This is a genomic window from Pseudomonas rhizozeae, from assembly GCF_031583775.1.
GTDB lineage: Bacteria > Pseudomonadota > Gammaproteobacteria > Pseudomonadales > Pseudomonadaceae > Aquipseudomonas.
In genome coordinates, this window is record NZ_JAVLSB010000021.1 from 382,032 (window position 1) to 394,018 (window position 11,987).

Consider the following 11,987-nt stretch of genomic DNA (forward strand, 5'->3'; position numbering starts at 1 on the left):
ACAGCTCCTGGCCGAGTCGACGGATCATCCATAATCTCGTGGCACGCTCAGCAAAATATTCTAGAAAAAGGGGTGAAACGGGGCCGCTGCAAACGGAAGTCCCATGTTCAAGATTCGGCGGCAAAAGCCAATACTTGAGCGAATTGTGCGGGTATGGCTGTAAGCCTTTATTTCAGGGGGCGCAAACGTTCACGCGAGGCGCTCGACTGCGGGCAATTCCATGGCGCTGACTTCGTGTTGCAGGAAGTCGCTGAGTCGGCGCATGCGTTCACCGCCGGGTCGTGTCTTGGGCCACACCAGGTAATAGTGTTCCCCGCTGGCCACGGCGGTCGGCCACGGCAGGCTCAACCGTCCTTGGGCAACGTCTTCGGCCACCATCAGCAAATCCCCCATCGACACGCCGTACCCACGCGCGGCGGCGATCATGCCCAGCTCCAGGGTATCGAACACCTGCCCGCCCTTGAGCGAGACCTTGTCCGCCAGGCCCATGCGTTCCAGCCAATTGCGCCAGTCGCGGCGATCCGGCGCCGGGTGCAGCAGCTCGGTACTGGCCAGCCGGGCAACGTCCCACGGCTGATCGTCGAGCAGGTTCGGCGCGCCCACCGGGATCAGTTCCTCAGCAAACAGCAGAGTGGCTTCCCAGTCCGGAGGAAAATTACCGTTGCTGAGAATCACCGCGCAGTCGAACGGTTCGTGGTTGAAATCCACCCGATCAATGTCCATCCAGGCGCTGGTCAGTTGCACTTCATTGCCGGGTTGCAGGTGGCGAAAACGACTGAGCCGCGCCAGCAGCCACCGCATGGTCAGGGTCGACGGGGCTTTCATGCGCAAGATGTCGTCTTCGGCACGCAGGGTATTGCAGGCGCGCTCCAGGGCGGTGAAGCCCTCGCGGATGCCCGGCAGGATCAGCCGCGCCGACTCGGTAAGTTGCAGGTTACGGCCGCTACGGTGAAACAAGCGGCAGGCAAAATGCTCCTCCAGTGTGCGAATGTGCCGGCTGACTGCGCTTTGGGTGATCGACAGCTCTTCCGCGGCCCGGGTAAACGAACTGTGCCGCGCCGCCGCTTCGAATGCGCGCAGGGCATAAAGGGGAGGAAGACGACGGGACATTGGGAAATCTCTGACAACGGGATGCTGTCACCCTAGCAGAAACTCCCCAGCATGAGTTTGAGTCATGCTAATGATCGTTTTTATCCCTTTGTGCAAAGGGTTGAGAGCGCCGAGAATCGACGGTTTCCTGTCCTCTATAAGAATTGAGCGTGATGACCATGAAGCATCCTGCACGTCGCGAACTCTGGGCCATTCTGCGGCTGTCGGGGCCGCTGATCGCCTCGCAGTTGGCGCACATGCTGATGGTGCTCACCGATACGCTGATGATGGCGCGCTTGAGCCCCGAGGCCTTGGCCGGCGGCGGCCTGGGCGCGGCGAGTTATTCGTTCGTGTCGATTTTCTGCATCGGAGTGATTGCGGCGGTCGGCACGCTGGTGGCGATCCGTCAGGGCGGCGGCGATCTCGAAGGTGCCGCGCGTCTGACCCAGGCTGGCCTGTGGCTCGCGTGGATCATGGCGCTGCTGGCTGCGTTGCTGCTGTGGAACCTGAAACCGGTGCTGCTGATGTTCGGCCAGACTGACAGCAACGTGCAGATGGCCGGGCAGTTCCTGATCGCCCTGCCCTTCGCCCTGCCCGGCTACCTGACTTTCATGGCCCTGCGCGGCTTTACCAGCGCGATCGGCCGCGCCTCTCCGGTAATGGTGATCAGCGTCTGCGGCACGGTGGCCAACTTCCTGCTCAACTATGCGTTGATCACCGGGATGTTCGGCTTGCCGAAACTGGGTTTGATGGGCATTGGCCTGGTGACGGCGATTGTCGCCAACCTGATGGCCCTGGCGTTGGCCCTGCACATTCGCTGGCACCGCGCGTACGACGCTTACCCGTTGCGCCATGGCCTGTCGCGGCCAAACCGCCAATACCTGCAGGAACTGTGGCGCCTGGGCCTGCCGATTGGCGGCACTTACGCGGTGGAAGCCGGGTTGTTTGCGTTCGCCGCGCTGTGCATGGGCACCATGGGCAGCACGCCGTTGGCGGCGCATCAGATTGCCCTGCAAATTGTCTCGGTGGCGTTCATGGTGCCGGCGGGTATGTCGTATGCGATCACCATGCGCATCGGCCAGCACTACGGCGCTGGGCAATTGCTTCAGGCGCGCCTCGCCGGGCGGGTCGGCCTCGCCTTCGGCGCGGCGATCATGCTGTGTTTTGCCATGGTCTTGTGGTTCTTGCCCTATCAATTGCTCGGGCTGTTTCTGGACCTCAACGATCCGGCATTTGGCGATGTGATCAATCTGGCCGTGAGCCTACTGGCGGTGGCCGCGTGGTTCGAGCTGTTCGACGGCACGCAAACCATTGCCATGGGCTGCATTCGCGGGCTCAAGGACGCCAAGACAACTTTCCTGGTCGGGCTGGGCTGCTATTGGCTAATCGGCGCGCCGGCGGCGTGGTGGATGGCGTTTCATCTGCACTGGGGCCCGACCGGTGTCTGGTGGGGCCTGGCCGTCGGGCTGGCCTGCGCGGCGCTGGGCTTGACTTGGGCGTTTGAACGGAAGATCAAGCGGATGATTCGCAGCGAGCCGCTGGCGCAGCCACGACTGGAAGGGCTTCAGCCCGAATGAGTCGCCTTGTGGGAGCGAGCCTGCTCGCGAATGCGGTGTGTCAGTCAACATGGATGGCGACTGACCCTGGGATTTCGCGAGCAGGCTCGCCACACAGGTGTCGTGGCCATGAACAACCGGCCTAAACCACCCCTTCCAACACGGCCTGCTGATTGCTGTCGGAGGTGAGGAACTCCACCAAGTCCACCAGCGCCAACGGCTTGCTGATCAGGTAACCCTGCACTTGATCGCAGCCAAATCCGCTCAACAGGTCGAGTTGTTCCTGGGTTTCCACACCTTCGGCCACCACTTGCAGGCTCAGGTTATGGGCCAGGTTGATCATGGCGTGTACCAGTTTGCGGTTTTCTTCCCGTTGCTCCATGCCGCCGACGAAGCTTTTGTCGATTTTGAGCAAGGCAATTGGCAGGCTGTTGAGGTGCACGAATGAGGAAAACCCAGTGCCAAAGTCATCCAGGGAAAAGCGCACACCGAGGCGTCCGAGGGCGTCCATGGTTTGTTGGACCAGGTCGCTGCGACGCATTACGGCGGTTTCGGTCAATTCGAACTCCAGCCATTGCGCCTCGACGCCGCGTTCGGCAATCAGCCGGCTCAGGGTCGAAAGCAACTGGCTGTCCTGGAACTGGCGGAACGACAAATTCACCGCCATGTGCAGCGGCGGCAAACCACGCTCGCGCAAGGCCTGCATGTCACGCAAGGCGCGGGAAATTACCCAGTAACCCAACGGCACGATCAAGCCGCTCTGCTCGGCCAGCGGCACGAACTCGCTCGGCGGCAACAAGCCGCGCTCGCCATGGCGCCAGCGCACCAGGGCTTCCAGGCCGACGATCCGCCCGTCCGCCAGGTTCAGGCGCGGCTGGTAATGCAGCTCCAGCTCGTCACGACGCAGGGCCCGGCGCAATTCGGTTTCCAGGTCGGCGAGGCTGCGGGCATTGCGGTTGATGCGTTCATTGAAGATATGGAAGGTGCAGCCCTGGGTGCTTTTGGCCTGCTGCATGGCGATGTGCGCGTGCCACATCAGGGGATCGGCGCCGGCCTGGGCGCGGGCATGGGCGATGCCCAGGCTGCAACCGATCAGCAGGCTTTCACCGTCGACCCAATAGGGCTCGGACATCACCTCGACAATGCGCTCGGCCATCCACTCGGCCCGTTGCGGCGCGCGGCGGGTGTCGATCAACAGGGCGAATTCATCACTGCCGAGACGGGCGAGCTGATCGCCGACTTCCAGTTGGCTTTTCAGCCGTGCCACCACCTGCAGGATCAGCCGATCGCCGGCCTGATGACCGAGGGCGTCATTGGCGTGTCGGAAGTTGTCGAGGTCCAGATGCCCCAGCGCCAGGCCACGGCCGTCGTTCTCCGCCAGGCGCGCCGCGAGCAAGGTCTGAAAACCCTGGCGATTGGCGATGCCGGTCAGCGGATCTTGTTCCGCCAGGCGTTGCAGGGTGTTTTCCAACACGCCGCGCTCGCGCACATGCCGCAGGCAGCGGCGCAAGGTGCCCGCGTCCAGCAGATCGTGCACCAACCAGTCGCTGACGCCATCGGGCGCAGTGAGCGGCTCGTGATCGAGCAGCAATACCGTCGGCAGGTTGCAACGACCGGGTGCTGGCTGAAGGCTCGGGGTGGTCAGCAACACCGCGCTGCGGTTGTCGCTGAACAAACTGTTCACAGCCTCCCAATTCGGTGCCGTGATCAGCAAAGCCGAGCTCCCCATCGGAGCCAGACACTCGCGCAACAACGCTGCCCACGCCGGCTCTTCGGCCAGTAGCAGCAAACGCAAGGGTTCGACAGGCGTAGACAAGCTAGCTCCCTAGACTCTGCAAAGGTGTTGGCGGCGGGCATTATGCCGGTGCCATCACCGATGTCCCAATGACATTCGTTATCAAATACTGATTTGTGTCTGAAACTGGAACAGTAGACGCAAATTCACCGCGCATCCTGCGCGAAAGTCGCAAAAGCGGCAATTAGAGATAAGTCCGGGGTCACAAGTCGGAGAGAGCAGCACAATTCGCTGAGCCTGTTAAAATGCCGGCCCATTTCGTTACCGACTCCGACAATTTCGTATGTCCCGACTCAATCCCCGGCAGCAAGAAGCCGTGAGCTACGTCGGCGGCCCTCTTTTGGTGCTCGCCGGCGCAGGCTCCGGCAAGACCAGCGTGATCACGCGCAAGATTGCCCACCTGATCCAGAACTGCGGCATCCGCGCCCAGTACATCGTCGCCATGACCTTCACCAACAAGGCCGCGCGCGAGATGAAGGAACGGGTCGGCACCTTGCTCAAGGGCGGTGAAGGCCGTGGCTTGACGGTGTGTACCTTCCACAACCTGGGCCTGAACATCATCCGCAAGGAGCACGCGCGGCTGGGCTATAAGCCGGGCTTCTCGATCTTCGACGAGACCGACGTCAAAGCCCTGATGACCGACATCATGCAGAAGGAATACGCAGGCGACGACGGCGTCGACGAGATCAAGAACATGATCGGCGCCTGGAAAAACGACCTGATCCTGCCCGCCGAAGCCCTGGAAAACGCGCGCAACCCCAAGGAACAGACCGCCGCCATCGTCTACACCCACTACCAGCGCACGCTTAAAGCGTTCAACGCGGTGGACTTCGACGACTTGATCCTGCTGCCGGTGAAGCTGTTCCAGGAACACGCCGACATCCTCGAGAAGTGGCAGAACAAGGTCCGCTACCTGCTGGTGGACGAATACCAGGACACCAACGCCAGCCAATACCTGCTGGTGAAATTGCTGATCGGCCAGCGCAATCAGTTCACCGTGGTCGGCGACGATGACCAGTCGATCTATGCCTGGCGCGGCGCCCGCCCGGAAAACCTGATGCTGCTCAAGGACGATTACCCGTCCCTGAAAGTGGTAATGCTCGAGCAGAACTACCGCTCCACCAGCCGCATCCTTCGCTGCGCCAACGTACTGATTTCGAACAACCCACACGAGTTTGAAAAACAACTGTGGAGCGAGATGGGTCACGGCGACGAGATCCGCGTGATCCGCTGCCGCAACGAAGACGCCGAAGCCGAGCGCGTGGCCGTGGAAATCCTCAGCCTGCACTTGCGCACCGACCGGCCATACAGCGATTTCGCCATTCTCTATCGCGGTAACTACCAGGCCAAACTGATCGAGCTGAAGTTGCAGCATCACCAGGTGCCGTATCGCCTGTCCGGTGGCAACAGCTTCTTCGGCCGTCAGGAAGTGAAAGACCTGATGGCCTACTTCCGCCTGATCGTGAACCCGGACGACGACAACGCCTTCCTGCGGGTGATCAACGTGCCGCGCCGGGAAATCGGCTCGACCACCCTGGAGAAGCTCGGCAACTACGCCACTGAACGCAAGATCTCGATGTACGCGGCCACCGACGAAATCGGCCTCGGCGAACATCTGGACACGCGCTTCACCGATCGCCTGTCGCGCTTCAAGCGCTTCATGGACAAGGTCCGCGAGCAGTGCGCCGGCGAAGACCCGATCTCGGCGCTGCGCAGCATGGTCATGGACATCGATTATGAGAACTGGCTACGCACCAACAGCTCCAGCGACAAGGCCGCCGACTACCGCATGGGCAACGTCTGGTTCCTGATCGAAGCGCTGAAGAACACCCTCGAAAAAGACGAAGAAGGCGAAATGACCGTCGAGGATGCGATCGGCAAACTGGTGTTGCGCGACATGCTCGAACGGCAGCAGGAAGAAGAGGACGGCGCCGAAGGCGTGCAAATGATGACCTTGCACGCCTCCAAAGGCCTGGAATTCCCCTACGTGTTCATCATGGGCATGGAAGAGGAAATCCTCCCGCACCGCTCCAGCATCGAGGCCGATACCATTGAAGAAGAACGCCGTTTGGCGTACGTGGGCATCACTCGCGCGCGGCAGACCCTGGCCTTCACCTTCGCCGCCAAGCGCAAGCAGTACGGGGAAATCATCGATTGCTCGCCGAGCCGCTTCCTTGATGAACTGCCGCCCGACGACCTGGCCTGGGAAGGCAACGACGACACCCCGACCGAAGTCAAAGCGGTGCGCGGCAACAGCGCACTGGCGGATATCCGCGCGATGCTCAAGCGTTAGAATCGACTACTTTTTAACCATTATTTTTTCCACGCCAGGCGCACACGGCGCTGAAAGAGGACCGCTTCATGGAAGCACTGCACCAGAAAATTCGCGAACAAGGCATTGTGCTGTCCGACCACGTCCTGAAAGTCGACGCCTTTCTGAACCACCAGATCGACCCGGCCCTGATGAAGCTGATCGGCGACGAATTCGCCGCGCTGTTCAAGGATTCGGGGATCACCAAGATCGTCACCATCGAAGCCTCGGGCATCGCCCCGGCGATCATGACCGGCCTGAACCTCGGCGTACCGGTGATCTTCGCCCGCAAGCAACAGTCCCTGACCCTGACCGAAAACCTGTTGTCGGCCACCGTGTACTCGTTCACCAAGCAGACCGAAAGCACCGTGGCCATTTCGCCGCGTCACCTGACCAGCAGCGACCGCGTGCTGATCATCGATGACTTCCTGGCCAACGGTAAGGCGTCGCAAGCGCTGATCTCGATCATCAAACAGGCCGGCGCCACCGTCGCAGGCCTGGGCATCGTGATCGAGAAGTCGTTTCAGGGCGGTCGTGCGGAATTGGATGCCCAAGGTTACCGGGTTGAATCCCTGGCGCGGGTGCAGTCGCTGAAGGATGGTGTGGTGACCTTTATCGAATAATCGCAGCACCGCAAAAACCTTGTGGGAGCGGGCTTGCTCGCGAAGAGGATGTGTCAGTCGACATCAACAGTGACTGACACACCGCTTTCGCGAGCAAGCCCGCTCCCACATTTGATTTCTGTTAAGCGTTAGATCGCGCTCGCCTTCAGGCCCGCCAGCAACAACCGCTGATACAGTTCTTGTTTCAGCCCGTCAGGCTCGGTCAACGCCATGCGTTGCAAATGCTCGGGATAGGCAGAAGGCTCTGGCGCGTCCAGCGCCGCCTTGCCCAAATCGAGCATCTCGCTGAGTTTGAATTTGCTCTTGAGCCAGTTCAGCGCCCGCAGCAGGTCGCGCTCGACGTCGGTGAAATCACAGCCCAGCGGATACTCCGGAAACAGGTTCGGGTGGCGTGCCTGAATCGCTTGCAACCGCTGCGGAGTGTTGTCGGCAAAGCGTGGATCGAGGCGGAAATCCTTCGGCAGTTTGCCGACTTTCTGTGCCTGTTCGATCAGGCCGGGCTGGAAGCGTGAGTCGCTGATGTTGAGCAAGGCTTCGATCACCGCCGCATCGGCTTTGCCGCGCAGATCAGCGATGCCGTACTCGGTGACCACGATGTCGCGCAGATGACGGGGAATGGTGCAGTGGCCGTACTCCCAGACAATGTTCGAGCTGACGTCACCGCCGGACTCGCGCCAACTGCGCAGGATCAGCACCGAACGCGCGCCCTCCAGCGCATGGCCCTGGGCGACAAAGTTGTACTGGCCGCCGACGCCGCTCAACACTCGGCCATCTTCCAATTGGTCCGCCACGCCGGCGCCGAGCAGGGTCATGGTGAACACGGTGTTGATAAACCGCGCGTCGAGGCGCTGCAACCGCTTGAGGTCTTCCTGGCCGTACAGCTCGTTGATGTAGCTGATGCGGGTCATGTTGAATTCGAGGCGTTTGCTCTGCGGCAGCTCCCGCAGGCGCTGGTAAAAACTGCGCGGGCCGAGGAAAAAACCGCCGTGGACCGAGATCCCGTCAGGCTCGGCGGCCTCGTCCAGGGTGCCGTCATTGGCCCGTTGCTGGGTCGCGACGTCGGGGTAGACCTTGCGCCGAATGATCCCGGCATCCGCCAGCACCAGCAGGCCATTGACGAACATTTCGCTGCAGCCATAGAGGCCTTTGGCGAACGGCCCGGTCCCGCCTTCGCGCTCGATCAACTGCGCCCACTGGCTGAGGTTGATATCGGCAAGTAACGCGCGGTAACCGTCATTGTCGGCCTGGCGCGCCAGCAATGCGGCGGTCAACGCATCGCCCATCGAGCCGATGCCGATCTGCAGGGTGCCGCCGTCGCGCACCAGGGTGCTGGCGTGCAGACCAATGAAGTGATCCTGGAAACCCACCGGCATGTTCGGGGTGGAAAAGAGTGCGCTGCTGTCCTTTTCATCGATCAGCAGGTCGAAGGCGTCCATGCCCAATTCGGCGTCGCCGGGCATGTACGGCAGATCGTTGTGCACCTGACCCACCAGCAGAATGGTCTCCCCCGCCGCCCGGCGCTTGGCGATCATCGGCAGCAGGTCGAGGGTGATGTCCGGGTTGCAACTGAGGCTCAGCCGGTCCGGAAGCTCGCTGTGGCTGGCGACCATTTGCGCCACCAGGTTCAGACCGGCGGCGTTGATATCCCGCGCGGCGTGGCTGTAGTTGCTGCTGACGTACTGCTGCTGCGCCGTGGCGCTGTGCAGCAAACTGCCGGGCTGCATGAAAAACTGCTGGACCCTGACGTTGCTCGGCAGCTTGTCTCGCTGCAAATCAGCAAGGAAATCCAGTTCGGGATAATCGGCGAACACCCGTTCGATGAAGGGTTCGAGAAAGCGTTTCTGCAAGCCATCGCCCAGGTTCGGACGCCCCAGGCACAGCGCGGTGTAGATGGTCAGCTGACGCTCGGGCAACTGCACCAGGCGTCGGTACAACGCGTTGACGAAGGGATTGGGTTTGCCCAGCCCCAGCGGTAGCCCCAGGTGAATGTGCGCGGGCAGCCGCGCCAAAACGTCGTCGACGGCTTGCTCGATCGAACACAACTGCACCATCTGATTCTCCCTCGCGATCCATGAATAGGGCTTGGACCGAGCTTGCCGCGTCTTTGCTGCAATGAACAGCCTCGGCAAGCAAATCCCGGGCACAAAAAAACCGCTGGTCAGGCGGTTTTTTTGTGCGGGATGTAGGCTTACTTGAGGCCGGACATCTCTTGAATCGCGCCTTTCAACTCGTCATCCGAGCAATCGGCGCAGGTGCCTTTTGGTGGCATGGCGTTAATGCCGGTAATGGCTTTGGCCAGGATGCCGTCGAGACCGCCTTGGTGATCGGCGCGTTCTTTCCACGCCGCGGTGTCACCGATTTTCGGCGCGCCCAACAGGCCGCTGCCGTGGCAAGCATTGCAATGTTTTGCAATAACATCTTTCGGCGCCTTGGCTCCACCACCGCCGCCTGCGGTCGCGGCAACTTCCATCCCCTTGCACTCTTGCCCCGTCACACAGACCTGGCCGACGGGCTCAAGGCGTTTCGCAATATCGTCATTCGTTGCAGCTTGAGCGCTCACAGCCCAAAGGGCCAATACGGTTGCTGGTGCGGCCAGCATTTTCATAATTAGGTTCACGCGTTCACCCTCAATGGTGGCTAGTCACGCCCACGGCCACGGTTTCGCGGGCGGGCGCAAGTATAACGGTTACCCCGTCGCACTGAAACAACCCCAAAGTCGAAGGGGTTATGTGCCACGGTGAGATGTTGCTTCGGGCGCCTTCAAATCCTTGGCTGGCGCCTCTTCTGTCAGAAATTCGCAGGAGTGGCTGCGCTGATTAGTCGCGCGGGCACATCGAACGGATTACGGAATCGGTGCGGCTTGGTGCTTTCGAAATAGTAGCTGTCGCCAGCCTCCAGCACGAATGTCTCGAGCCCGACCACCAGCTCAAGTTTGCCTTCGACCAGAATCCCGGTCTCTTCGCCTTCGTGGGTGAGCATTTCTTCGCCGGTATCGGCGCCCGGCGGGTAGATCTCGTTGAGGAAGGCAATGGCCCGGCTCGGATGCGCCCGACCGACCAGTTTCATGGTCACCGCGCCATCGGAAATATCGATCAGCTCATTGGCTTTATAGACGACCTGAGTCGGTTTTTCCTGAAGGATCTCTTCGGAAAAGAACTCCACCATGGACATGGGAATCCCGCCCAGCACCTTGCGCAGCGAACTGATCGAGGGGCTGACGCTGTTCTTCTCGATCATCGAAATGGTGCTGTTGGTCACACCCGCACGCTTGGCGAGCTCACGCTGTGAAAGACCTTTCAGTTTACGGATGGATTGCAGTCGTTCACCGACGTCCAATGCTGGAGCCTCCAGGGATTCAGGTTGTTGGAATATTGAGCGTTATCATGGCGACAGCGTTCAGTATTTACAACACTTGACCCTGAATCCTGTAGGGCCTTGTCAGGACGGGTGTCGCGCAGCCGGACTCAAGCCTCGGAATAGAGCCTTGGCACCCGCCGCAGGTTGCAGAAAATCTGATACGGAATGGTATCCGCAGCGGCGGCCACGTCGCTGGCAAGGATATTTTTGCCCCACAACTCCACCGTCGAACCGAGCCCCGCCTCGGGGACGTCGCTGAGGTCGACGCACAGCATGTCCATTGACACCCGGCCGATCAGTTGGCTGCGTTTGCCGGCCACCAGCACCGGCGTGCCGGTCGGCGCGTGACGTGGATAGCCATCGGCGTAACCCATGGCGACGACCCCGACGCGCATCGGCTTGGGCGTGACGAATGTGCCGCCGTAGCCAATCGGCTCGCCGGCGGGCAGTTCACGTACGCAAATCACTTTCGATTCCAGAGTCATCACCGGTCGCAGACGGTCGGCCACGGCGTTGGCTTCTTCGAACGGCGTCGCGCCGTAGAGCATGATGCCGGGGCGCACCCAATCGCTCGGGATCTGCGGCCAGCCCATGGTGGCCGGCGAGTTGCGCAAGCTGACTTCAGCCGACAAGCCCTGACGGGCCGCTTCGAACACCGCGACTTGATCGGCGCTGGCCTGCTCGTGCAATTCATCGGCGCGAGCGAAATGGCTCATCAACACAATTTTCGCCACTTTGCCGGTCGCCAGCAGCCGTTGATAAGCCGCCTGATAATCCTTGGGATGCAGGCCGACGCGGTGCATGCCCGAATCCAGCTTCAGCCATACGGTAATCGGCTTGGCCAGGGAGGCATTCTCGATCGCTTCCAACTGGTATAGCGAATGCACCACGCACCAGAAGTTGTGCTCGACTATCAGCGCCAGCTCATCCGCTTCAAAGAAGCCTTCGAGCAGCAACACCGGCGCACGGATGCCGGCGGCGCGCAGCTCCAGCGCTTCTTCGATGCAGGCCACGGCAAAGCCATCGGCCTCGGCCTCCAGCGCTTGGGCGCAACGCACCGCGCCATGCCCATAAGCATCGGCCTTGATCACCGCCAGGGCTCTGGCCCCGGTAATTTCACGGGCAATGCGGTAGTTGTGGCGCAGGGCTTGAAGGTCGATCAGGGCACGGGCTGGACGCATGGCGGCAGGCTTCTAGGCGGTCATGGGAAGAAAACCGGCACGCGTGGGCGGCGTAAACCGCCAGCGCACCGGGAG

9 protein-coding genes are annotated in these 11,987 nt (G+C 61.2%); 3 read left to right on the plus strand and 6 right to left on the minus strand.

Features of this window, described 5'->3' with window-relative positions; genetic code table 11:
• Nucleotides 1-189 precede the first annotated feature (189 nt).
• Nucleotides 190-1,110 (minus strand): LysR substrate-binding domain-containing protein, encoded by a 921-nt coding sequence (locus RG836_RS06085; protein WP_310844052.1) that lies wholly within the window; start codon nt 1,108-1,110, stop codon nt 190-192.
• Nucleotides 1,111-1,268: 158 nt separating this feature from the next.
• Between RG836_RS06085 and RG836_RS06090 the strand changes: the two genes are divergently transcribed.
• Nucleotides 1,269-2,666: a NorM family multidrug efflux MATE transporter gene (locus RG836_RS06090; protein WP_310844054.1), complete on the plus strand. Its 1,398-nt coding sequence runs from the start codon at nt 1,269-1,271 to the stop codon at nt 2,664-2,666.
• Between the two features lie 121 nt (nt 2,667-2,787).
• On the opposite strand, the gene RG836_RS06095 is transcribed toward RG836_RS06090, so the two are convergent.
• The gene (locus RG836_RS06095) at nt 2,788-4,461 is read right to left on the minus strand and encodes a putative bifunctional diguanylate cyclase/phosphodiesterase (protein WP_310844056.1); all 1,674 of its coding nucleotides are present in this window, start codon (nt 4,459-4,461) and stop codon (nt 2,788-2,790) included.
• 262 nt (nt 4,462-4,723) lie between these two features.
• Here RG836_RS06095 and rep point away from each other — a divergent pair, with 262 nt between their 5' ends.
• The gene (rep, locus tag RG836_RS06100) at nt 4,724-6,733 is read left to right on the plus strand and encodes a DNA helicase Rep (protein WP_310844058.1); all 2,010 of its coding nucleotides are present in this window, start codon (nt 4,724-4,726) and stop codon (nt 6,731-6,733) included.
• Nucleotides 6,734-6,801: 68 nt separating this feature from the next.
• Complete coding sequence (locus tag RG836_RS06105) at nt 6,802-7,374, plus strand: xanthine phosphoribosyltransferase (protein WP_310844061.1); 573 nt, start codon at nt 6,802-6,804, stop codon at nt 7,372-7,374.
• A 128-nt stretch (nt 7,375-7,502) separates the two neighbouring features.
• Here the strand turns inward: RG836_RS06105 and RG836_RS06110 are convergent, their stop codons facing one another.
• The 4 genes from RG836_RS06110 to alr form a co-directional block, all read right to left on the minus strand.
• Nucleotides 7,503-9,425, minus strand: coding sequence for an acetyl-CoA hydrolase/transferase C-terminal domain-containing protein (locus RG836_RS06110; RefSeq protein WP_310844063.1), 1,923 nt, complete (start codon nt 9,423-9,425; stop codon nt 7,503-7,505).
• 137 nt (nt 9,426-9,562) lie between these two features.
• The gene (locus tag RG836_RS06115; protein WP_310844065.1) at nt 9,563-9,979 is read right to left on the minus strand and encodes a c-type cytochrome; all 417 of its coding nucleotides are present in this window, start codon (nt 9,977-9,979) and stop codon (nt 9,563-9,565) included.
• A gap of 182 nt (nt 9,980-10,161) precedes the next feature.
• On the minus strand, nt 10,162-10,710 hold the full coding sequence (locus RG836_RS06120) for a cupin domain-containing protein (protein ID WP_310844067.1): 549 nt from the start codon (nt 10,708-10,710) through the stop codon (nt 10,162-10,164).
• A gap of 128 nt (nt 10,711-10,838) precedes the next feature.
• Nucleotides 10,839-11,912 (minus strand): alanine racemase, encoded by a 1,074-nt coding sequence (alr, locus tag RG836_RS06125; RefSeq protein ID WP_310844069.1) that lies wholly within the window; start codon nt 11,910-11,912, stop codon nt 10,839-10,841.
• Nucleotides 11,913-11,987: the final 75 nt, after the last annotated feature.